Source organism: Chitinophaga costaii, assembly GCF_900094705.1.
GTDB lineage: Bacteria > Bacteroidota > Bacteroidia > Chitinophagales > Chitinophagaceae > Chitinophaga > Chitinophaga costaii.
Map to the genome: position 1 here is coordinate 102,450 of NZ_FMAR01000003.1, position 23,236 is coordinate 125,685.

The following is a 23,236-nucleotide window of genomic DNA, read 5'->3' on the forward strand; positions in this document are numbered from 1 at the left end:
GACAATTTGCGGGTGAATAAGATGTGGGTGACATGCGAACAAAGATTGGGGGATGTTAAAGATGAATAATCGGAAAATGCGATTACCTTCATCTGTACGGCACTCAAAAGCTCGAAAAACCGAACAAAACCGGATGTTGACAACCCGTCAGTAAGCGGGACAAGTAGTGTTTTATTGCACCGTATCTTTTGCTATTTTTTTAACATTTAATGCCTTTAACATAAATGGATCTGAATCTCAAGAAAGACCGTAATGTGCGCAGGAAACCCTCCGTAGATGTGTCCACCATGGTATATGGGAAAGTGCCCCCGCAGTCGAAAGACATGGAGGAGGCCGTGCTGGGAGCCATCATGCTGGAGAAGGGAGCTTTTGATACGGTGGTCGAGATCCTGAAATCAGATTGCTTTTATGTAGATGCCAATCAGAAGATCTTTAACGCGATGATCCGGCTGGCTGGCAAGTCTATGCCGGTTGATATCCTCACGGTAGTTGAAGAGCTGCGTTTCATGGGCGAGCTGGACACGGTAGGCGGCCCGTTTTATGTGACCCGCCTTACCAATGCGGTCGTATCTTCCGCCAATGTGGAAGCACACGCACGCATTATTCTCCAGAAATTCATTCAGCGGGAGCTGATTCGTATTTCCGGTGAAATCTTGAGCGAATCTTATGAAGATACTGCCGACGTGTTTGACCTGCTGGATAGTGCTGAATCCAAGCTGTTCGAGATTACCAACAATCACCTGCGTAAGAATTACGACTCTATAGACCGCGTACTGGTAAATACCATGAAACGTATTGAAGACCTCCGTAATAAAGGCGACGATATTACCGGGGTGCCCAGTGGTTTTCCTTCGCTGGATAAAGTAACTTATGGCTGGCAGCCTACGGATCTGATCATCATTGCGGCCCGTCCGGCAGTAGGTAAAACGGCCTTCGCGCTGAACCTGGCCCGCAACGCTGCTTTGCATCCCAAACACCCCAAAGGTGCTGCGATCTTTTCTTTGGAAATGTCGTCCGGCCAGTTGGTAGCGCGTATTCTCTCCGCAGAATCAGAGATCAAACTCGAAAAAATTTCCCGTGGTAAACTGGAAGAGTACGAGATGAAAAAGCTGATGACTCATGGTGTGGAACGCCTGGCTAAAGCGCCCATTTTTGTAGACGATACACCAGCCCTGAACATCTTTGAGCTGCGCGCCAAGTGTCGCCGCCTGGTGCATAACAATGGAGTGGGCGTTATTATTATAGACTACCTGCAATTGATGAGTGGGAGCGCCGATGGCAAGAACACGAACCGCGAGCAGGAAATATCCAAAATTTCCCGCGACCTGAAAGGCCTTGCCAAAGAACTTCAGGTACCGGTTATCGCCCTGTCGCAGTTAAGCCGTGATGTGGAAAAACGTAAAGACGGCAACAAAATGCCCCAGCTAAGTGATCTCCGGGAATCGGGCGCTATTGAACAGGATGCCGATATGGTACTGTTCCTTTACCGACCGGAATACTACGATATTAACCAGAATGAAAATGGAGAATCCAATAAAGGAGAAACCCATGTGCGTATAGCCAAGCACCGTAATGGCCAGCTCGATACCATTAAACTGCGGGCTATCCTGGAATATCAGCGTTTTGAAGACGATGGCAGTTTGGAAAATCCTGGCGGCAATGCTGGTTACCAGGGTGGCAATAATAGCTTTGCCGGTATGCGCCCTGGTACAGCGGGAGGCAACGATGAGGCTAAGTTGTACATCCAGAAAGGGTCCAAGATGAACGATATGGATTTTGGCGATGAAGGATTTGAAGATGCACCGTTTTAGCGCCTATATTTTTTATACGGGCCGGCATCTGCAAAAGGTGCCGGCTTTTTTTTGAGGTAGCTTATAAAATATGAAAAATATTTTTAATATATACAAATCGCATTATAAAGATAATTTCCACCTTGCTTACCCGGTCATTATTTCCCAGCTTGGACACACATTAGTAGGACTGTCAGACAGTGTGATCATTGGCCATACCGGCGAAGTACCCCTGGCTGCGGTGTCGCTGGGCATCAGCATATTCACAATATTCCTGGTGGTGGGCATTGGCATTTCCTATGGCCTTACCCCGCTGGTGGCGCAGGCCGATGGGGCAGGGCAGCAAAGTGCCTGTGGATACCTGCTGCAACATAGCCTGGTGATAAACCTGCTGGCAGGTGTGATGTTGTGCGGAGGACTGCTTGCCCTGAGTTACAACATCGGCTTTTTGCGGGAGCCGCCCGCTGTGGCTGCGCAGGCCGCCACCTTCCTGCGTTTGCTGGGATGGTCAGTATTGCCACTCATGTTTTTTCAAAGTTTTAAGCAATTCACCGAGGGGCTGGGCTTTACCCGGCAGGCCATGCATATCACCATCGTAGGCAATATCATCAACATTGTACTGGGCATTACGCTGGTGTATGGCTTTAAAATGGGAGTAGTAGGTGTAGGTGTTGCCACGCTGGCAGACCGGGTACTCATGGGTATTGCTATGTGTTATTATGTACTGCGCAATAAGCGCTTTACGCCTTACCTGGTGGGTGTGCGGTTGCATCAGTTTTCCCGCAGCATTGCCAGGCAAATCCTGAGCATTGGCGCGCCGGTGGCCCTGCAATATGTGTTTGAGGTGAGCGCCTTCAGCGGCGCAGCCATTATGGTAGGATGGATAGGTACGCCCTACCTGGCTGCCCACCAGATAGCCATTAGCCTGGCCTCCATGACCTTTATGGGCGCCAGTGGCATTGCGGCGGCAGCCGGCATCAAGAGTGGTAATTTCCTGGGGCGCGGTGATTACGGGGAGCTGCGCCGCTCCGCCATTGCCAGCTACCACATGGTGCTGGTGTACATGAGCTGTACGGCCATATTGTTTGTAGTAATGCGTCATATCCTGCCCACGCTCTATATCCGCGATGTGGAGGTGAATGGCATTGCGGCCCGGCTGCTGCTGATCGCAGCCTTCTTCCAGCTTTTCGACGGCACCCAGGTGGTAGGCCTGGGCATTTTGCGTGGTATGGGCGATGTAAAGGTGCCTACAATTACCACCCTGTTCGCGTACTGGGGATTTGCATTACCTGTGGGATATATGCTAGGCATAAAAATGGGCTGGGGTATAAGTGGCATCTGGTGGGGATTGTTGCTCGGCTTACTGGCATCGTCCGTCATGGTGTTCATCCGCTTCCACATCCGCACCCGGCAAATGGTCGCGGCCAATGGATAAATTTTATCTTTGCGCCCATGGACTTACCGCTGTTTTACGCCAAAGACATTTTGCCTTCCGCTAAAATCTTTACCCTGGATGAAGACACGTCTAAACACGTGATCATGGTGCTGCGCCACCATACCGGCGATGCCATTTTGCTGGCTGACGGCAAAGGTTATCGCTACCGCTGCATCATTACCGATGATAACCGTAAACGCTGCTTGTTAAAAATTGAGCAGGTGGATAAAATGCCCGCCCCTGCTCCTGCCTGTGCGATCGGCATTGCCTTTACCAAAAGCGCTTCACGCAATGAATGGTTCCTGGAAAAAGCGATGGAGATCGGCATACAGCGCATCGTGCCGCTGTTGAGTAAACGTACCGAGAAGGATAAATTCAAAATGGACCGGCTGGAAAGTATACTGATATCGGCCATGATGCAATCCCAGCAATTTTACCTGCCAACGCTAAGTGAGCCGGTAGTTTTTGATCAATTAGTGAAGCAGGACAACACCGCCCAACGGTTTATTGCGCACTGCCTGCCAGCGCAGAAAACTTATTTCGGCGATGCATTGCAGCCCGGAAAAGAAGCCTTTATTCTGATAGGGCCGGAGGGCGATTTTACGCCGGAGGAAATAACACTGGCGCTGGAACATGGCTACCAGCCGGTATCTTTGGGCAATACGCGGTTAAGAACAGAAACGGCAGGTATGGTGGCCTGTGTGTTAATGCAAAGCGTAAACGAAGCTGGGTAACAGCAGGCCAACGTATCCAAATATTTAAAGAAAGCTTACTTGCGCAGTCCTTTACATATATTTTTCACAATACCCGGACCTTCATACACGAAGCCTGTGTACACCTGCACCAGGGATGCGCCTGCGTCCAGTTTTTCCTGGGCGTGGGCGGCAGTGAAGATGCCGCCCACGGCGATGATGGGAATAGTGCCGCCGGAGTGGGTGTGAATGTAGCGGATTACTTCCGTAGCACGCTCGCGCAGCGGCAGGCCGCTGAGACCTCCTGCGCCGATGGCGGCTATTTCGTCTGTACGCGTTTGCAGGCCTTCCCGGCGGATGGTGGTATTGGTGGCTACAATGCCCGCCAGGCGGGTAGTTTGTACGATTTCGATAATATCATCCAATTGTTCGTCTGTAAGGTCGGGAGCAATTTTTAGCAAAATAGGTTTTGGCAATGGTTTTTGTTGGTTCAGGTCCTGTAAGTGCTGGAGCAGTTGGCGCAACGGTTCTTTTTCCTGGAGGGCGCGCAGGTTGGGGGTGTTGGGTGAGCTTACATTTACCACGAAATAATCTACCCCATCGTAGAGGGCATGAAAACATTTTTCATAATCATCCGTGGCAGATTCATTGGGCGTTATCTTATTCTTCCCTATATTGCCACCGATAATCAGCCCCGGGGGCCGATGTTGCAAACGGATGGCGGCTGCTGCCGCACCCTGGTTATTGAAACCCATCCGGTTAATCAAGGCCTTGTCTGCCGGCAGGCGGAAAAGGCGGGGTTGATCGTTGCCGGGTTGTGCCAGTGGCGTGAGCGTACCGATCTCTACAAAACCAAAACCCAGGGATGCCAATTCTTTAATATATTTGGCATCCTTGTCGAACCCGGCGGCCAAACCTACGGGATTTTTGAAGGTGAGTCCAAACAAATGGCGTTCCAGCCCGGTGGTTTTATTATCAAATGCTGCCCGGAGGGCCGCACCGCCCAGCGGTATGCGGTGTAGTAATCGGAGACCTTTCATCACCTGGTGGTGAATGTTTTCCGGGGGAAAACGGAAGAGTATTTTTTTTATCAGCGGATACATGCGGATGCAAAGATAGAGAATCAGCGACAAGCATCCCTCCCTTTTGGCCAACTGTTTTTTATTCACAATTTTAAGGGCCTGTTTGGCTATTGCCATTATGCCATTAATTTAGCGGGGATTTCTATGTTATCGCTTACTGCTTTTGAAACCATTTTTAAAACGCACCATGCACATTGCCTGGCCTTTGCCGCCCAATACACAGGGAGCCGGTATGAGGCAGAAGAGGTAGTGCAACAGGTGTTTTTAAATATTTGGGAGAAGCGGGATAACATTGAGATTGCCGGTCCGGAGAAGTCTTACCTCTTTACAGCCATTCGCAATGTAGCTATTTCCCGCTGGCGCAAGCAAAGTGCCCAAACCCTGCGGGAAACGGCCTTTGGCCAATTGCAACCGGTAGTGGCCGATGCAGTACTGCCCGGTAAAGAACTGGAAGCCTCCTTACACAAGGCCCTGGACAAGCTGCCCGAGCGATGCCGGGAAGTATTTCTCCTGAGCCGTCAGCAACAATTAAAATATGCCGAGATTGCAGCCGTGATGGGTATCGCCGTGAAAACGGTAGAGAACCAAATGGGTAAGGCTTTGAAGATATTACACAATGAACTACGGGAATACCTGCCCGCCGAGCGTCATGGCCAGTTGCCCTTGCGCCCGGAAAGCAGGGATAAGCCTGGTCAGCAAAATTAACACAAGGCTGAAAAGCCCTGTAAACAAGGATTTAACATAACAATGCCGCTTATTTAACAAATCACGGTCCCCGTAACGTAGGGGGAGGAGGAGTGAAAATGCGTCTTTAAATTGTAATTAAGCACTCACCATGGATATGCGTTCCCAAGACATACCGTACGACTTGCTGGCCGAGTACTTGCTGGAAACAGCAAGCCCGGAGGCGCAAGCCCGTGTGGCCGAATGGCTGGCCGCCGATCCGGCAAATACGGCTGTTTTATCATCCCTGGAAGCTTTACTGCGTCCCCTTCCGATGGAGCCAGTTACGCCTGCCCAAACACAAAGTGCCTGGAATCGTCTTTCCGCTGCCATGGCACAAGAAACAATTAATAATACCCTTCCTGGTAAAAAGGTAACGCCCATTTCTCACCCCATTTCCCGCTGGCAGTGGGCGGCTATGCTGGCATTGCTGCTAGGTGCAGGCTGGTGGCTTACGCAGGAACACCGTTCCGGCGCTATTTCCGGACCTAGTTTTACTAAATTGAAAGATGGCAGCCAGGTACAACTGGATTCCAGTGCCTCGCTGGAAGTAACCGCCGCAGACGATGAGGGCAAACATGGCCGCAACGTGCATTTTCTGGGCAAAGGTGCTTTTAACGTAGTGAAGCGTAACACGCCTTTCATTGTACGCCTGGGTAAAATGGAAATTCATTCCGTAAGTTCACGCTTTGTGGTAGATTATGAACCACAGGTAGCCGGCTTGCGCGTACACGTACGCAATGGCCAGGTAATGGTAGTAGATCGTGATAATAACGACAGCGTGATGCTTTCCGACGGTATGTTACTGGCCTATAATACCCTGACCGATAAGTATCGCGTAGGGGAACACGTGGCCGATATGGATCATCATAAGCTGGTATTTAAAGATATTCCTCTTTCTTCTGTACTCAGTACCGTGGAAACCATGTACGACATACAAGTGGCTGTTACAGATTCTTCCCGTATGAATACCCCCGTAACGGCCACCTTCACGGATGAAACGGTAGACAACGTGATGGAATCTGTATCTACGATGACCAACACCCAGCTGCAAAAAGTAGACGGACAATCTTACCGTATCAAATAATTGTGGCAAGATCCTGTCAGTTACCCTCCGGCTTGTTTCAATAACACGTTGAGATTCCTTGTATCCTTCCTCCAAATATTTAATCCCTCCGGCCAATAATTCAGCGATATTTCTTGGATTTACCATAATTAATGTTCATTTTTACGTAGTCTACCAGTTTTATAGGGTAATTATTCCCGCCGGTACTTTTTAAATATGAACATGGAACCAGCCATCAAACAGGAAGTTTTGCCCGGAGACGGACAACCTAATGCCAACGGAGCGCAAGATGCAGGCGCCACCACTCCTGCCGGTAGTGCTTCCGGAGAAGCTATTGCGCCACCTCCATCTGCTGCCAATGCCGGTTCGGTGGCTGCGGCCATAGCAGAAGGCATACCTGGCCCGGTTATCATCCCGCCTCCGCCCAAAGCGGTAAAAATCCGTATCCGCCTTGTATGGGCTGCGTTGCTTGCCGTGGCTGCGATTGCAGGGATACTGGCATGGCTAAATGTAGAAGGCTTTCGTACGGAAGTAGAAAATATTGATCCTCAATTTTATTATTTTCTCTTTGCAGGCTTTGTATTCGCCATGATAGACGGGGCTATTGGCATGTCTTATGGCGTAACCTCCATTGCATTTTCGCAGTTCATGGGCATCAGCCAGGCGGCAGCCAGTACGGGCGTGCATTTATCGGAGATCCTGAGTAATGGGATAGCCGGCTGGATGCATTGGCGTATGCACAACATCAACAAGCGGCTTTTTATTTTGTTGGTTATCCCGGGTAGCATTGGTGCCGTGCTGGGGGCTTATATTTTGTCCAACCTGGAACATTACAGTATATACATGAAGCCTTTCGTATCTGCGTACACGTTATTTCTCGGGATATTGATCGTTACCAAATCATTCAACATAAAACGAAAACAGCGCCTCAAAAAGATACGCCAGGTGCGGCTCCTGGGTTTGGGCGGTGGATTTATTGACGCCATAGGCGGGGGAGGATGGGGCTCCATTGTACTTTCCGCGCTGATAGCCGGTGGCCGTAACCCACGCACCGCGCTGGGCACGGTGAAGCTGAGCCGTTTTTTCATAGCTATCCTTTCTTCCATTACTTTCATATTAGCCCTAAATAAAAATATTCCCTGGAGTGCTGTATTAGGTCTGGTTATTGGCAGTGCCGTGGCATCGCCTATTGCGGCGCGGGTGTCTAATAAAATTTCGGCCAAGACCATCATGGTCGCCGTAGGTATCATCGTTATCCTGGTGAGCTTGTGGAGTATTTATAACGCGGTGAAAAAGCTGGCCGGCTTACATGCATAACGAGCAGGATTATTTCATTGCTCATACCCTCAAAATCTGACAGGTGTGAGTTTTCCATGTTTTCTTTTTTTTTAAATATAAGCGCCTGCTGCGTTGTGGATTTGCGTACCTCTTTACTACTAGCTAACATTTGCATCTGCCCGGATGATGTTGTATTTTCAGCAGTTTAACCAATGCCATCCACGTTGCCTTACTTCGTGTACTCATCAATGCTCCGTATAACCATTGCTTGCAGGCAACCGCGCCGGGCAAGGAGAGCCTGGTGTGCGCAGTTTGCCGGAACACCTGCAATAATTTGATTTGGCCAGGCGTTGAGGCGCATCGCACACCCATTAGCTGGAGTTACCATACCATAATGACATAGCCCCTGCAACCCCTGTGCGCAATGCTGCCGATATACAAGGCTATAGCATTGTACTGGCCCAGCAGCTACAGGCAGCCGTACAAGCGGGTGAACAGGCCCTTGTGATCGAAGGCGATTGCAGTATTCTCCTTGGCTGTGTGCTGGGGCTAAAAGTTTGCGGCCAATACGGGCTTTTTTTCCTGGATGGCCATACCTACTACCAGGGGTCGGAACACTCCGGAACGGCCGGCGCGCATGGCCCTGGTACTGGCAACGGGCCATGGTAAGGAAAAGCTGGCCAACATGCACGGCTATGTGCCATATACCTGGATGTGTATGTGCATAATTACCATAGCATGCCTTGTGTAGATGCACCGGCACCGGATGGATTATCCTATACGGAACTGCGGGCGGCGTTGCTGCCATTGCTATCGTAGCCGGGCTGCAGGGGGGGGATAGACATTCCCATCCTGGATATACTACACTCCACCTGCAAGGGCGGTATGTATCGGCCTTCGTAGCGCATTTACCGGCATCTTACAGGACGCGGCCATGGCGGTGCTGTAAAAAAAATTGTTGTAATATTGATGGTGGCACAATGCCTTGATAACTTAAGCAGTCAAGAATGGATGATATCAATATAAAAAAACTTGCAAAAGACCTGAACCTGAGTACCTCCACCATTTCCAGGGCTTTCCGGGGCAATAGCGATATCAGCCAGGCCACTAAAGAGCGTATTCTTGCCAAGGCCAAAGAACTAAATTATCAGCCCAACCTATACGCCAGTAATCTGCGTGAAAAGAAAAGCAAAACCATTGCGGTGATCATGCCAGAACTGGCCAACAATTTTTTCTCCGAAGCAGTGAATGGCATAGAGCGGGTGGCCCGCGATAATGGTTATCATACGCTGCTTTATGTAACCGACGACGATTATCAAAAAGAAGTAGCCATCATCGACGACCTGTCTAATGGCCGGGTAGATGGCATCATCATGTCTGCCTCCGGAGAGGCCAATGACCACAACTATCTCAGTAAGCTTAAAAAGAAAAAGATACCCCTGGTTTTCTTTGACCGCGTGTACGACGATGTGGATGTAGCTAAAGTAACGACAAACGATTATGCCAGCAGCTTTGAAGGCACCAAGCACCTCATTGAAAGGGGGTGTAAAAAAATAGTATTCCTGGTCATCAACAAAAGCCTGTCTATCGGGAAAATGCGTATGCAGGGATATGTGGATGCGCTGCGGGAAGCAGGCATTACCTACCGGCAGGACTGGGTAATAGATTGCAGCAACGACCGGGAGGAAAGTATATCCATTTTAACCCAAGTACTGACCACCATAAAGCCTGATGGTATTTTTGCCTCCGTTGAGCGCCTGGCCATGGCTTCTTACTATGCCTGTCATAAATTGGAAGTGAAAATTCCTGAGCAGGTGAAGGTGATTAGTTATTCCAGCCTGGAAATTGCGCCCTTGCTCAATCCTTCCCTCACCACCATCACGCAGCCTGCGGGCAGCATAGGCACCGAAGCGGCGCGGCTGCTCTTTAAGACCCTGGAGGCGGCAGAGCCTGCCCTGGTGCGGGATCACCTGGTATTAACTTCCAAAATTATCCAACGCCGGTCCACAGGAGTGTAAATTTATTATTGTTGTTTCTTTGTTAGAAACCGCTATCATACCGGGGCGTAGCAGTCCTCATTTAACCTGATCTTTCCTGTTTTTAGTAAAACGATTTAGTTTCAATCCTTCGTAATAGCAACGGGCTTTTCCTGAATTTTAGGGTATGGCACACGTGCATCCTTCACAAAAAAAATTGTGCGTTAAAGTCTTGGTAAAACCAGTTTTTTTTCTACTTTAGCAGCACGTTATGAAAAATCGGGAACGATACCGGTAACGTTCCCGGTCTTCAATCCGCCTTTTCTGGAAAAGATTGGATGGGCGCATTTCACGGTGATTAAACAGCATTTTTCAAATCTAAAACAACAACAGATAACGATTAACGCAGCTATTATCCGGGTAATAAGGCCCGTTACAGTCATCCCGACCGCAACCCAACGTCTTTGCAAGCCTGGCAATGTTGCTTCCACCACGTATGTAAGGGCGCAGCGCTGATCCGCCTCCCGCCATTTTGTTGCATCTTTTTAAACTTCGACGTTTTACCACGTGCCGGTGTTACTGCCCTGCCGGGGCTAGCGTAGCTATTTCCGAAAAGGCCGGTCACCGATAACTATTACCAACTAAAAGACTTTTTACATGAAAAAAAGTATCCTGTTCAAATATGGATGGCTGCTATGTTTTATGCTGATGTCCCTGTACACCTATGCGCAGTCGGGTAGCATCAGCGGGCGTGTTGCCGACGATACCGGCCAGCCGCTTCCGGGGGCTACGCTGGTGGTTGCGGGTACTACCAAAAACACCCAGACAGATGGCAGCGGCAACTTTCACCTCGCCGGCCTGTCACCAGGCAATATCACCCTGGAAGTACATTACATCGGTTACCAAACACTGAAGCAGCCGGTAACAGTAACTGCGGGCAATGTGGTGTTGAACATAGTATTAGTTACTGACCAACAGGGGCTGAATGAAGTAGTGGTAATTGGTTATGGTACGGCCAAGAAATCGGACGTAACGGGGGCTATTGCCACGATCAGCACCAAAGACTTTAACAAAGGTGCTATCACTACCCCCGACCAGCTCATCACCGGTAAGGTGGCTGGCGTAACACTTACCAACAATGGTGGCGCGCCCGGCGCGGGCAGCACCATCCGTATACGCGGGGGCGCTTCCCTGAACGCGTCGAACGATCCGCTGATCGTGATAGATGGGGTGCCTATTGATAATAATACCATTACAGGGTCGTCCAACATCTTAAGCTTTATTAATCCTAATGATATTGAATCTTTCAACGTATTGAAAGATGCATCGGCCACCGCTATCTTCGGATCACGCGCATCCAATGGGGTGATCCTCATTACCACTAAGAAAGGCGTAGCCGGCAATAAACTGCGTGTAGATTTCAGTACCGTGAACTCGCTTTCGGTAAAAGAAGGAGAGGTCAAAGTTTTAAATGCCAACCAATTTCGCAACGCTGTGCAAACCCGCAACCCTTCCCAGGCCTACCTGCTGGGTAATGCAAACACCAACTGGCAAGACGAAATTTACCAAACGGCGTTTGCGACCGATAATAACCTGAGCCTGAGCGGCGGCATTAAACATTTGCCCTACCGTATATCCTTCGGGTATACCAACCAGGATGGTATTCTCAAAACTTCCAACCTGGACCGCCAATCAGTGGCCCTGAACCTGTCGCCAAAATTTTTCAAGGATCATTTGGTAGTAGATGTAAACTTTAAGGGTACTACGCAGAAAACCCGCTTTGCCGATCAGGGTGCAGTGAATGCGGCCGTAGCGTTTGATCCTACCCAACCTGTTTACCAGCCGGGCAATAAATTTGGTGGTTACTTTGAATGGGCCGATACCGCAGCGGCATCCGGCATCTCCAACCTGGCCACCCGCAATCCCCTGGGCATTTTAGAAGAGCAACATAACCAGGCCCGCGTAAATCGCGCTATTGCCAATATTAAACTGGATTATAGCATGCACTTCCTGCCGGAACTGCACGCTGTACTGAATGTGGGTGCCGACTATTCCAAAAGTAAGGGCACCAACACCTTCCCACCAGATGCTGGATCTGCCGTGATCAATGGTGGTCAATACATTGCTTTCTCCCAGGAAAAACATAACAAACTACTGGACTTTTACCTGGCTTATTCCAAAGAGCTGAAAGGAATCCATAGCCACATCGATGCAACGGCGGGTTATTCGTACCAAGACTTTTGGCGCAGTGAGCCTGCTTATCCTAACCTGAACACGGCGGGTGATACTATCTCTGCTGCCGGTGTGCCAGTGAAGACACAGAATACATTGCTTTCTTACTTTGGGCGTGTTACTTATTCTTTCCAGGATAAATACCTGCTCACCGGTACCATACGCCGGGATGGTTCTTCCCGCTTCCTCCAACATTGGGGTACCTTCCCCTCTGTGGCGGCTGCCTGGCGCATTGGTCAGGAAAATTTCCTGAAAAATTCTAAAGCGGTATCCGACCTGAAATTGCGCCTGGGCTACGGCATCACGGGGCAGCAGGATATTGGCAGCGATTACAGTTATCTGCCGGCTTACACCATTGGCGCGGGTACAGCCGCTTACCAGTTTGGCAACGACTTCATTACTACCCTTCGTCCTGAAGGTTATGACGCCAACATCAAATGGGAGCAAACTGCAACGTATAATGCGGGCATAGACTATGGTTTCCTGAATGGCCGCATTACGGGCGCTATTGATTATTACTATAAGAAAACGAAAGACCTGCTTAGCCAGGTGCCGGTGGCATCCGGCTCTAACCTCACCAATCAGATTTACACCAACGTAGGTAATATCACGACCAAGGGGATTGAGTTTACCGTGAATGCCGGCATTATTGAAACCAACAAATTTACTTGGAATGCAGGGTTCAACATCAGCTACAACAACATAGAAATTACGAACCTGAGCAAAGTAAAAGGCAATAACCCCATCATCCAGGTGGGTGGTATTTCCGGTGGCACCGGCGATATGGTGCAGGTGCATAAAGTAGGCTATGCACCGTATTCTTTTTACCTGTACCAACAGGTGTACGATAAAAATGGTAAACCCATTGAAGGCGCGTATGTAGACCGGAATAAAGACTCCTCCATCACGGCGTCTGACCTGGTGGTGAATAAATCGCCTAACCCGAAAGTAACGATGGGCTTTAACTCCACCTTTACCTACGCGGCCTGGAGCCTTGCCTTTTCGCTGCGCGCCAACCTGGGTAACTATGTGTATAATAACATTGCCTCCAACTTTGGTACTTATGCCAACATTGCGCCAGGCAAATACCTGAGCAATGCTACTTCCGATGTCTTGAACACACAGTTCTCCCAGTATCAGCGCATTTCTGATTACTACCTGGACAACGCCTCCTTCCTGCGTATGGACAACCTGAGTGTAGGGTATGACTTTGGTAAGATACATAAGAAAGTAGACCTGCGTATTACGGCCAGTGCGCAAAACCTGTTCGTGATCACCAAGTATTCGGGCCTTGATCCGGAGATTTACAGTGGTATAGACGACAAATTTTATCAGCGTCCGCGTACCTACTCACTGGGTGTTAATCTGGGTTTCTAATCATTCAAAAAGCAAGTCATGAAAACAAATCATAAATGGATCAAAAACTGGTGTTTGGGCGGTATGATGGCCCTTACGCTGGGTGCCTGCACAAAAGACCTGGATCGCAAACCATTGGTTGGCTCTACGTCTGCCAGCGTGTATGCCAATTTTGATAACTATAAAAGCGTGCTCGCAAAACTGTATGCCGGGTTTGCCATCAGCGGCCAGACCGGCCCTGCCGGAACGCCGGATATTACAGGCATTGATGAGGGTACGTCTAACTACCTGCGCCAGTATTGGCAGTGGGAAGAATTGCCTACGGACGAATCGGTCATTACCTGGACGGATGCGGGTTTGCAGGATCTGCATAACCTGGACTGGACGGCAGATAATCCTTTTGTACGTACCATGTACCAGCGCATTTACTACCAGATTTCTTTATGTAATGAGTTCATCCGCGAAACCACGGACGACAAGCTGGCCAGCAATAACATCACCGGTGATAACCTTACCACAGCTAAGATCTACGTGGCCGAGGCCCGCTTCCTGCGCGCCCTTAGTTACTGGCATGCGATGGACCTGTATGGCAATGTACCGTTTGTTACAGAGAATGATCCGGTGGGTGCATTCTCTCCCAAACAGATAACCCGTGCTGATCTTTTCACTTATGTGGAGAGCGAACTAAAAGACGTAGAAACCGCACTCCTGCCGGCGCGCACCAATGAATATGCCCGTGTAGATCAGGCCTGTGCCTGGGTGTTGCTGGCTAAGCTTTACCTGAATGCAGAAGTGTATACCGGTACTGCGCACTACACCGATGTGCTGACCTATTGCAACAAGGTGATCTCCGCTGGATTTTCAATCAACCTGGATTCTGCCAATTCTTACAAGAATCTGTTCCTGGCAGATAATAATACGCAAAACAATGAAGTGATCTTCCCAATTACTTTCGATGGTATCTCTACGCAATCTTATGGTGGGATGAACTTTCTTATTCATGCACAGTTGGGAGGCAGCATGCCCTCCGCCGCATTTGGCGTGAGTGGTGGCTGGGGTGGTATGCGCGTTACATCGCGTTTCGTATCGCAATTTGCAGATCCCAGTGGTAATACTGACCGGCGGGCCATGTTCTGGACCGATGGGCAGACGCTGGATATTCCGGATGTGCCGACTAAGAACTTCACCGAAGGTTATGCTATTACTAAATACCGGAATGTGGACCGGGGCGGTAAGATTGGACACGATGCCACCGGCAACTACGTAGATACCGACTTCCCCATGTTTCGCCTGGCAGATGTGTACCTGATGTATGCCGAAGCGGTATTGCGGGGCGGCAGTGGGGGCGACATAAACACGGCAGTAGATTATGTAAACATCCTGCGCCGTCGCGCCTATCATGGTACCAGCGGCAACATCAGCGCAGGCGATCTTACCCTGGATTTCATCCTGGCAGAAAGAAGCCGGGAACTGTACTGGGAGGCCACCCGCAGAACAGACCTGGTACGCTTTAAAAAACAAACCAGCGCCGATTACCTGTGGGCCTGGAAAGGTGGTGTGCTGGCCGGTACGGGTGTGAAAGATGCGTATAATATTCTTCCCATTCCCAACACCGACCTCACGGCCAATCCTAACCTCGTGCAGAACGATGGTTACAAATAAAGATGAACGCAGGTCTGTGTAGATCACCGGATGCTGTTTTTTTCTTCACTGCAAATCCCGACAAACAATGCTTACCATATTTAACAAACAATCGTTGCTGGCACTGGGCCTGGCTGCCGCCGTGATGGCGGGCTGCAAAAAAGATGCGGGCCAGGTAGCTACGCCCGGCACCCAACCAACGCTCACGGTTTCCAATACCCAGGAGCTAGTACTGACCGATGCCAGCCAGGACTCGGTGATCGAAAAATTTAGCTGGACCCCTACCAGTTTTGGTTACAATGCCGTAATTACCTATGAATTGCAGTTCGACAAAAAAGGGAATGGTTTCGCCAGCCCGCAAACGGTGAGCGTTTCAGGCGGCTCCGCCACCATGACGGTGCAGGCCCTGAATAGCGTAGCCGCCGCCCTGGGCCTTACTTTTGGCGCTACCAACGACCTCGTGCTACGCCTGCATGCTTACGTGGGCACTACCACCCTGTTGACGGGTGCTGCTAACTATTCTGATTCAGTGACCTTACAGGTAAATCCTTATAAAGTATTGCCCAAATATCCCATGGTGTATTTGCCAGGCAATTACACCAGCGCCTATGGCTTGCCTACCTGGGACCCCGGCACGGCGCCTGCCCTGGCGTCTCCGGCCAGCAATAACAACTACCAGGGTTTCCTGTATTTTACCGACAATTCGGAGTTCAAAGTAAACGTGGCACGTAACTGGGACCAGGCCAATTATGGTGGCGATAACAGTTCGCTTTCCTCCTCTGGTGCAAACCTGAAGCTGGCTTCTGCCGGGCTCTATTACATCACAGCCAACCTGGATGCTTTAACCTGGACCCATACGCCCGTAACCAGCTTCTCGCTGTATGGTGCCGCCACCGGCAATGCGGATAAAGACCTCACCGCCACCGGCGCCACCAAAAGTACCTGGAGCGCCACCGTTAGCTTAAGTGCAGGCACTTTCAACATGCGCGTAAACCACGCCAATACCCTGAACTATGGCGATACCAATGCGGATAACATCCTGGACCCTGCCAGCGCCAGCAACGGCATTGTCATCACCGAAGCGGGTACCTACAATGTAACACTGGATCTCACCAATCCGGGCAACTATATTTATACGCTAGAAAAACAATAAATTTATCGGGGTATGGATGCAGGATAAAGCTGCATCCATGCTGAGTTTTATTACAAACGGATTTCATGAAACGGATGGTATTCCTTTTAGCAACGATGTGGGGCCTGCAAGCCGTAGCACAGCAGTTGCCCAAACTGGAGCGAATAGAGCCTGCCAACTGGTGGGTGGGTATGCAATATCACCAGATCCAACTGATCGTACATGGTGCTGGCATTGCCACACGCAGCGTACAGATGCATTACCCCGGCGTGCAATTACTCCAAGTACATCCGGTGGAAAATCCCAACTATTTATTTATTGACCTGGACATTACCGCCAGCGCTTTGCCGGGTACCTTCCCGATTATATTCAGCAAAAAAGGAGAAAAAGATCTGATTTACACATATACCCTCCGCGCGCGCAATAACGGTATTAAAGCGCAGGGCGTAACCAGCAAGGACCTGATCTACCTGATCATGCCAGACCGCTTTGCCAACGGCGATGTAACCAACGATGTGGTGAAAGGCATGGCAGAAACCACGCTACAACGCGACTCTATGTATGACCGCCATGGCGGTGACATTCAGGGCGTAATAGATCACCTGGACTATCTAAAAGACCTGGGCGTAACGGCGGTATGGCTTACCCCTGTAGTGACCAATGACGAGCCACATGCCTCTTACCATGGCTACGCCAGCACGGAAAATTATAAAATAGATCCCCGTTACGGCAGCAACGAATTATACAAAAAACTGGCGGATGCGCTGCACCAACGTGGCATGAAACTTATCCAGGACCTGGTTCATAACCACATGGGTAGCAACCATTGGACGGTGTTAGACAAGCCTGCCAAAGACTGGGTGCATCAATGGCCTACCTATACCCGCTCCAACTTTCGCGAGCAAACAATTTACGATCCTTATGGCGCTAAGGCCGATAAAAAAATAATGACAGACGGCTGGTTCGATCGCCATATGCCGGACATGAATGAAAACAATCCTTACCTGCAAAAGTATATTACCCAAAGTCATATCTGGTGGGTAGAATACGCCGGGGTGGATGGTTTCCGGCTGGATACCTATGCTTACAACGATGCTGATTTTATGGCTGCCTGGGGTAAAACCATTAAAACGGAATATCCGCAGATCAGTATATTTGGAGAAACACTGGTGCATGGTATGCCCAACCAGGTGGCTTTTACCCAGGGCAATACCGTGCATAGGGGATTCAATACCGAACTGCCCGGTGTTACCGATTACCAGTTACTCTGGGCCATTAGCGACGCGCTCAATGCAAAAGAAAACTCCTGGGACGACGGTGTGGTACGCCTATACAATACCCTGGCATCCGATTATCAATATCAAGATCCTACGCGCAACGTGGTATTCCTGGATAACCACGACGTGAGCCGCTTTTATTCCGTCATAGGAGAAAACACGGCCAAGTACAAAGCTGCCCTGGCCTGGCTGCTCACTACCCGTGGCGTACCCGAAATTTATTATGGTACGGAGCTGATGATGAAAAATTTTAGTAACCCGGATGGCCTGGTGCGGGAAGATTTTAAAGGTGGATGGGTAAAAGACAGCGTGAATAAATTTACGCCGCAGGGCCGCAACAGCGCAGAGAACAGCCTGTTTAACTACCTGCGCACCCTGGCCACTTACCGCCGGGAAAATACGGTGTTACAAACTGGGAAACTCATGCAATATATTCCCGAAAATGGGGTGTATACTTACTTCCGGTACGACAGTAGCAAAACCCTCATGATGATCATGAATGGTAACAACCGGGATACTACCATTACCACCGCCCGTTTTGAAGAACGCACCCAGGGATATTCTCGCGCGGTGAATGTGATCACAAAGGAAAACCTGCCTTCTATCGAAACTGTAGCGGTACCGGCTTATACTACGCTGGTACTGGAATTGCGGCGATAGCAGCTATGCATAAACAAATAACAGCCATGTAGATTTACATCCTTACAATGCTGGAAATAGAACTATAAATTTTGTCATGATACAAGCGTGCATATTTGACCTCGATGGCGTTTTGGTAGACACTGCGGTGTATCACTACCAGGCCTGGAAAAGACTGGCCAATGAAATGGGGTTTGATTTTACGGAAGAACAGAACGAGCAGTTAAAAGGCATTAGCCGCATGGACTCGCTAGACAAAATACTCGGCTGGGGGCAGCAGCAGAAAACGCCGGAGGAGAAAGCGTTATTAGCCGCCCGCAAGAATGGCTGGTATGTGGAAATGATTGGGAAAATGACCCCAGCAGAAATATTACCTGGCGCCCTGGACTTTCTCAAAGCTGCGCGGGCAGCGGGTTTAAAGACCGGGCTGGGTTCTGCCAGTAAAAACTCCGCCCTCATCCTGGAACGCACGGGCTTATTACCTTATTTTGATGTGTTGGTAGATGGTAATCATGTCACCAAGTCTAAACCAGATCCCGAAGTATTTGTAACCTGTGCGCAACAACTGGGCATTGCCAACGAAAATTGCGTGGTGTTTGAAGACGCCGAAGCCGGCGTACAGGCGGCCAAAGCGGCGCATATGAAATGCGTAGGCATTGGTAGCACCGGAGCACTTACTTCGGCCAACCGCGTGGTACCCGACCTGGTCCATTTAACACCACAAGACCTGAACAACCTTTAACCGAAACGATAAATCTGATCGTGCATGAAGCAGTACATTCACCAGGACGCATGGAACATTATTGAGGAAGGATTTGAACCACACCTGCATAAAATTTCTGAAAGTATATTCAGCATTGGCAACGGGCGTATGGGCCAGCGTGCGTGTTTTGAAGAAGCCTATTCCGGCGAAAGCCTCCAGGGCAGCTATGTGGCAGGTGTGTATTACCCCGACAAAACCCGGGTGGGCTGGTGGAAAAATGGGTATCCCGAATACTTTGCCAAAGTACTGAATGCCGCCAACTGGATAGGCATTCATGTAAAAATAAACGGGGAAGTACTGGATCTGGCTACCTGTAAAGTAGAAAATTTCCGCCGCGTGTTAAACATGCGGGAGGGATACCTGGAGCGCAGCTTTGAAGCCACCTTGCAGCATGGACAACGGGTACGCATACACGCACAGCGCTTTTGCAGCATAGTGGATGATGAAGCAGGTGCTATCTGTTACCGCATTACCCCGCTGGGCCAAGCCGCCCGTCTTGAAATTACGCCCTACCTAAACGGGGATATTCGCAACCAGGACGCCAATTATGACGAAAAATTCTGGGAGCCCATTGCGCATGATGTGCAGGGCAGCGAAGCCTATATAACAATGGAAACCCGTAAAACGGCTTTCCAGGTAACTACCGGTATGGCCTATACGGTGTTGCAGGATGGAAAGGTCCTTGCCCCGCAAACCACCACCAGCGAAGCGACCTATGTAGCGGCCACTTTCCAGGTGCAGGCACCCGCCGGCCAGGAGATCGTGGTGTACAAAATGGCGGCCAACCTATCTTCCGAAAATCATCCGAAAGACCAGTTGATGGCCCATTGTAAAGCGGTGATAGCGAGGGTTGCCCAAAAAGGCTTTGACGGGTTGAAGCAGGAACAGGCCAGCGCCTGGGCGAAAAAATGGGAGGAAAACGACATTATCATCGAGGGCGATGTGTCGGCTCAGCAAGCCATTCGTTTCAACATCTTCCAGCTAAATCAAACCTACACCGGAGAAGATGCCCGTCTGAACATTGGTCCTAAAGGCTTTACCGGCGAGAAATACGGCGGTTCTACCTATTGGGATACGGAAGCGTATTGCATTCCCTTTTACCTGGCCACCGCAGCGCCCTCTGTAGCCCGCAACCTGCTCGTGTACCGCTACCGCCATTTGCAGAAAGCCATTGAAAACGCTGCCAAACTTGGGTTTAAAGACGGGGCGGCCCTATACCCGATGGTTACCATGAATGGAGAAGAATGCCACAACGAATGGGAGATTACTTTTGAAGAAATACACCGCAATGGCGCTATTGCTTTTGCCATTTATAATTATGTTCGCTATACCGGCGATGCTGCTTACCTGGAAGAATATGGGCTGGAAGTGTTAATTGGCATTGCCCGGTTCTGGGCGCAGCGCGTAAGCTGGAGCAGCGATAAAAAGCAATATGTGATGCTGGGTGTAACCGGGCCCAATGAGTATGAGAACAATGTAAATAACAACTGGTACACGAACACTATGGCCACCTGGTGCCTGGAGTATGCACTGCAATCTTTACAAACGGTGCAAAAGGCCAATGCCACCCGTTACCAGGAACTGTTGCATGCTACGCATTTCAAACCCGAAGAAACCACCCAATGGCAGCATGTAATTGATAATATGTATTATCCCGCATCCAAAGAATTGGGGATTTTCTTACAGCAAGACGGTTACCTGGATAAAGAACAGATCCTGGTGAAAGACCTGCCGGCATCAGCGCGCCCGCTGAATCAGAAATGGAGCTGGGACCGCATCCTGCGTTCCTGCTACATTAAACAGGCAGACGTGTTGCAGGGGTTGTACTTTCTGGAGGAGCGTTATGATATAGACACCATTCGCCGCAACTATGATTTTTACGAACCGCGCACCGTGCATGAAAGCTCGCTTTCGCCTTGTGTACACGCCATCGTTGCAGCAAAACTGGGCGATGAGCAACGCGCCTACGAATTTTACCTGCGTACGGCCCGCCTGGATCTGGACGATTATAATAACGATACGGAAGACGGTTTGCACATTACCTCCATGGCTGGTACCTGGATGAGCGTAGTGGAAGGATTTGCGGGCATGCGCGTGCGCAACGGACAATTGCATTTTGCGCCCTTCCTTCCGGCAAAATGGAAGGCCTTTGCCTTTAAAATCCGCTTCCGGGGTGCCATTTTACAAGTGCATATCGATCAGCGCCAGGTGCAAATCACCAATATTTCCGTGCGCACAATCACCGTGTATGTGCATGGTACTGCGCTTGCCATTGCCGCCGGGACTACGGAAGGCTTTAGCCAGGAATTAATAAAAGCGTAAATTGATGCCGAAATTGAAACCCGCACTTTTAATGGCCGCCATATGGCTCCTAACCATCCCGGTGGCCCAGGCTCAAGGAACTATGGAAAACGAGGCAGGCACTACGCACCACAAGCTCATCATCTACCAATTATTGGTGCGCTTGTATGGAAACAAAACAACGCAACAGCAGTTTTACGGGAGCGCCGCGCAAAACGGCGTGGGTAAGTTCAATGATATTACTGACAAGGCACTGGACGGTATAAAGCAACTGGGCGTATCGCATGTATGGTTTACCGGTGTGCTGGAACACGCCAGTATGGCCGATTATAGCAGTTACGGCATTCCACCAGACGATCCTGTGATTGTAAAAGGCCGTGCAGGATCGCCCTATGCCGTACGTGATTATTACGATGTAGATCCCGATCTGGCCGTATCTGTACCCGACCGGATGGCAGAGTGGGAGGCCCTGATAGCACGCACACATGCCCATGATTTAAAAGTGATCATGGATTTTGTTCCCAACCACGTGGCCCGCCATTATTACTCCGACGCCAAACCTGCCGGGGTAAAGGATTTTGGCGAGATGGACAATAACAGTGTTATGTTTAGCCCTGGTAACGATTTTTATTATGTACCCGGACAGTCGCTCGTAGTACCCGGCATGCTGAGCAACGAGATTGTAACGTTGTGTAATACCTTGCCTTTTAAACGCTATGTAGAAAATCCTGCAAAGGCCACTGGCAATAACATTTTTAGCGCCACGCCTTCGGTGAATGATTGGTACGAGACCGTGAAACTGAATTACGGGATCAATTATCAAAACAACCAGCAGTATTTCGATCCCATTCCCCCGGTATGGGAAAAGATGCGCGACATCCTGTTATACTGGACTAACAAGCATGTAGACGCTTTCCGCTGCGACATGGCGGAGATGGTGCCGGTAGCTTTCTGGAGCTGGGTTATTCCCCAGGTAAAAAAAGTAAATCCGGATATTAAATTTATAGCCGAAGCCTATAACCCTTCCGAATATACGAAATACCTGAACGACGCTCATTTTGATTATCTCTACGATAAAGTAGGGTTGTACGATGCCCTGAAACGGCTGATCCGCGACGATAGTGGCGCTTCGGTGCAAGACATAGGCCATGTACTGCAAAGCCAGCAGGATATAGACGCCGCCCACCTGGTGCGCTTCCTGGAAAATCATGACGAAGAACGCGTGGCATCACCCGGGTTTGCAGGTAATGCCTGGCATGCCATACCCGCCATGGTGGCCTGCGCCACATTGGGTGGCGGCCCTGTGATGATATACTTTGGACAGGAGGAAGGCGAAAAAGGCGCGGGCATTGAAGGCTTTGGCGGGGAAGATGGACGTACCACGATCTTTGATTACTGGAATGTTCCCGCCCACCAGGCATGGATGAACAACGGTGCTTTCGATGGCGGGATGATGACAGCGGATGAGCGCAACCTGCGCAATTTCTACGCTACATTGCTCAACATTGCAGCGGGCAGCCCTGCCATCCGTGATGGGGCTTTCCAGGAACTTGCCGACCGTACCGGGTTTAATAACAAACAATGTGCTTATCTGCGCACCAGCAGCACGCAGGAACTGCTAGTGGTATTAAATTTTGATCATACGCAAACACTGGATACCCAGGTGGCATGGCCCGCAGCAACCTCCGGCACAGCTGTCCGTGAATTATTGACTGGGCAATCCTTTTCTGCTTCCAATACCGGCCATATACCAGTGAAACTGGCACCTTACGGTGCCGCTATTTTTGAATTAAGCCATTAGACCATTCGCTGGTATGGCATTTTTATTTTCCACGAATAGTAGTCACCTCTTC

Annotated in this window: 17 protein-coding genes; 15 read left to right on the forward strand and 2 right to left on the reverse strand. The window is 49.9% G+C overall.

Annotation, left to right across the window (positions count from 1 at the left end; genetic code table 11):
- The first annotated feature begins 224 nt into the window (after positions 1–224).
- From dnaB to GA0116948_RS05625, 3 genes are all read left to right on the forward strand, one after another.
- On the forward strand, positions 225–1,811 hold the full coding sequence (gene dnaB, locus GA0116948_RS05615; protein ID WP_089709960.1) for a replicative DNA helicase: 1,587 nt from the start codon (positions 225–227) through the stop codon (positions 1,809–1,811).
- 70 nt (positions 1,812–1,881) lie between these two features.
- Positions 1,882–3,225 carry an MATE family efflux transporter gene (locus tag GA0116948_RS05620; RefSeq protein WP_089709962.1) on the forward strand — a complete coding sequence of 448 codons (1,344 nt, stop codon included), beginning with the start codon at positions 1,882–1,884 and terminating at the stop codon, positions 3,223–3,225.
- A 17-nt stretch (positions 3,226–3,242) separates the two neighbouring features.
- On the forward strand, positions 3,243–3,959 hold the full coding sequence (locus GA0116948_RS05625; RefSeq protein ID WP_089709964.1) for an RsmE family RNA methyltransferase: 717 nt from the start codon (positions 3,243–3,245) through the stop codon (positions 3,957–3,959).
- 35 nt (positions 3,960–3,994) lie between these two features.
- Here GA0116948_RS05625 and GA0116948_RS05630 read toward each other — a convergent pair whose 3' ends face one another.
- Positions 3,995–5,116, reverse strand: a complete 1,122-nt coding sequence (locus GA0116948_RS05630) for a quinone-dependent dihydroorotate dehydrogenase (protein ID WP_240619136.1) — start codon at positions 5,114–5,116, stop codon at positions 3,995–3,997.
- Between the two features lie 27 nt (positions 5,117–5,143).
- Here GA0116948_RS05630 and GA0116948_RS05635 point away from each other — a divergent pair, with 27 nt between their 5' ends.
- The 4 genes from GA0116948_RS05635 to GA0116948_RS05650 all read left to right on the forward strand — a co-directional run bounded on the left by GA0116948_RS05635 (position 5,144) and on the right by GA0116948_RS05650 (position 8,735).
- Positions 5,144–5,704 carry an RNA polymerase sigma-70 factor gene (locus GA0116948_RS05635; RefSeq protein WP_089709966.1) on the forward strand — a complete coding sequence of 187 codons (561 nt, stop codon included), beginning with the start codon at positions 5,144–5,146 and terminating at the stop codon, positions 5,702–5,704.
- Positions 5,705–5,834: 130 nt separating this feature from the next.
- Positions 5,835–6,809 carry a FecR family protein gene (locus tag GA0116948_RS05640; RefSeq protein ID WP_089709968.1) on the forward strand — a complete coding sequence of 325 codons (975 nt, stop codon included), beginning with the start codon at positions 5,835–5,837 and terminating at the stop codon, positions 6,807–6,809.
- 201 nt (positions 6,810–7,010) lie between these two features.
- Positions 7,011–8,105: a sulfite exporter TauE/SafE family protein gene (locus tag GA0116948_RS05645; RefSeq protein WP_205686047.1), complete on the forward strand. Its 1,095-nt coding sequence runs from the start codon at positions 7,011–7,013 to the stop codon at positions 8,103–8,105.
- Positions 8,106–8,483: 378 nt separating this feature from the next.
- Entirely contained in the window at positions 8,484–8,735 is a 252-nt protein-coding gene (locus tag GA0116948_RS05650) for a hypothetical protein (protein WP_089709973.1), read from the forward strand.
- Between the two features lie 107 nt (positions 8,736–8,842).
- Here GA0116948_RS05650 and GA0116948_RS21665 read toward each other — a convergent pair whose 3' ends face one another.
- Complete coding sequence (locus GA0116948_RS21665; RefSeq protein WP_262487035.1) at positions 8,843–8,974, reverse strand: hypothetical protein; 132 nt, start codon at positions 8,972–8,974, stop codon at positions 8,843–8,845.
- A 99-nt stretch (positions 8,975–9,073) separates the two neighbouring features.
- On the opposite strand from GA0116948_RS21665, the gene GA0116948_RS05655 reads away from it, so the two are divergent.
- The 8 genes from GA0116948_RS05655 to GA0116948_RS05690 all read left to right on the forward strand — a co-directional run bounded on the left by GA0116948_RS05655 (position 9,074) and on the right by GA0116948_RS05690 (position 23,184).
- Positions 9,074–10,084, forward strand: coding sequence for a LacI family DNA-binding transcriptional regulator (locus GA0116948_RS05655; RefSeq protein WP_089709975.1), 1,011 nt, complete (start codon positions 9,074–9,076; stop codon positions 10,082–10,084).
- Positions 10,085–10,699: 615 nt separating this feature from the next.
- Complete coding sequence (locus GA0116948_RS05660; RefSeq protein WP_089709977.1) at positions 10,700–13,651, forward strand: SusC/RagA family TonB-linked outer membrane protein; 2,952 nt, start codon at positions 10,700–10,702, stop codon at positions 13,649–13,651.
- A gap of 18 nt (positions 13,652–13,669) precedes the next feature.
- Positions 13,670–15,292: a RagB/SusD family nutrient uptake outer membrane protein gene (locus GA0116948_RS05665; RefSeq protein WP_089709979.1), complete on the forward strand. Its 1,623-nt coding sequence runs from the start codon at positions 13,670–13,672 to the stop codon at positions 15,290–15,292.
- A gap of 67 nt (positions 15,293–15,359) precedes the next feature.
- Positions 15,360–16,424 (forward strand): SusE domain-containing protein, encoded by a 1,065-nt coding sequence (locus GA0116948_RS05670; RefSeq protein ID WP_089709981.1) that lies wholly within the window; start codon positions 15,360–15,362, stop codon positions 16,422–16,424.
- A 65-nt stretch (positions 16,425–16,489) separates the two neighbouring features.
- The gene (locus tag GA0116948_RS05675; RefSeq protein ID WP_089709983.1) at positions 16,490–18,340 is read left to right on the forward strand and encodes a glycoside hydrolase family 13 protein; all 1,851 of its coding nucleotides are present in this window, start codon (positions 16,490–16,492) and stop codon (positions 18,338–18,340) included.
- A gap of 76 nt (positions 18,341–18,416) precedes the next feature.
- Positions 18,417–19,061 (forward strand): beta-phosphoglucomutase, encoded by a 645-nt coding sequence (pgmB, locus tag GA0116948_RS05680; protein WP_089709985.1) that lies wholly within the window; start codon positions 18,417–18,419, stop codon positions 19,059–19,061.
- A gap of 24 nt (positions 19,062–19,085) precedes the next feature.
- Entirely contained in the window at positions 19,086–21,404 is a 2,319-nt protein-coding gene (locus GA0116948_RS05685; protein ID WP_089709987.1) for a glycoside hydrolase family 65 protein, read from the forward strand.
- 4 nt (positions 21,405–21,408) lie between these two features.
- A complete protein-coding gene (locus tag GA0116948_RS05690; protein WP_205686046.1) occupies positions 21,409–23,184 on the forward strand; it encodes an alpha-amylase family glycosyl hydrolase in 1,776 nt (591 codons plus the stop codon).
- The last annotated feature ends 52 nt before the right edge of the window (positions 23,185–23,236 follow it).

Coding starts and splice junctions, on each gene's coding strand:
- dnaB (WP_089709960.1), top strand. CDS start 225: ATGGATCTGAATCTCAAGAAAGACCGTAATGTGCGCAGGAAACCCTCC.
- GA0116948_RS05620 (WP_089709962.1), top strand. CDS start 1,882: ATGAAAAATATTTTTAATATATACAAATCGCATTATAAAGATAATTTC.
- GA0116948_RS05625 (WP_089709964.1), top strand. CDS start 3,243: ATGGACTTACCGCTGTTTTACGCCAAAGACATTTTGCCTTCCGCTAAA.
- GA0116948_RS05630 (WP_240619136.1), bottom strand. CDS start 5,116: ATGGCAATAGCCAAACAGGCCCTTAAAATTGTGAATAAAAAACAGTTG.
- GA0116948_RS05635 (WP_089709966.1), top strand. CDS start 5,144: ATGTTATCGCTTACTGCTTTTGAAACCATTTTTAAAACGCACCATGCA.
- GA0116948_RS05640 (WP_089709968.1), top strand. CDS start 5,835: ATGGATATGCGTTCCCAAGACATACCGTACGACTTGCTGGCCGAGTAC.
- GA0116948_RS05645 (WP_205686047.1), top strand. CDS start 7,011: ATGGAACCAGCCATCAAACAGGAAGTTTTGCCCGGAGACGGACAACCT.
- GA0116948_RS21665 (WP_262487035.1), bottom strand. CDS start 8,974: ATGCGCTACGAAGGCCGATACATACCGCCCTTGCAGGTGGAGTGTAGT.
- GA0116948_RS05655 (WP_089709975.1), top strand. CDS start 9,074: ATGGATGATATCAATATAAAAAAACTTGCAAAAGACCTGAACCTGAGT.
- GA0116948_RS05660 (WP_089709977.1), top strand. CDS start 10,700: ATGAAAAAAAGTATCCTGTTCAAATATGGATGGCTGCTATGTTTTATG.
- GA0116948_RS05665 (WP_089709979.1), top strand. CDS start 13,670: ATGAAAACAAATCATAAATGGATCAAAAACTGGTGTTTGGGCGGTATG.
- GA0116948_RS05670 (WP_089709981.1), top strand. CDS start 15,360: ATGCTTACCATATTTAACAAACAATCGTTGCTGGCACTGGGCCTGGCT.
- GA0116948_RS05675 (WP_089709983.1), top strand. CDS start 16,490: ATGAAACGGATGGTATTCCTTTTAGCAACGATGTGGGGCCTGCAAGCC.
- pgmB (WP_089709985.1), top strand. CDS start 18,417: ATGATACAAGCGTGCATATTTGACCTCGATGGCGTTTTGGTAGACACT.
- GA0116948_RS05685 (WP_089709987.1), top strand. CDS start 19,086: ATGAAGCAGTACATTCACCAGGACGCATGGAACATTATTGAGGAAGGA.
- GA0116948_RS05690 (WP_205686046.1), top strand. CDS start 21,409: ATGCCGAAATTGAAACCCGCACTTTTAATGGCCGCCATATGGCTCCTA.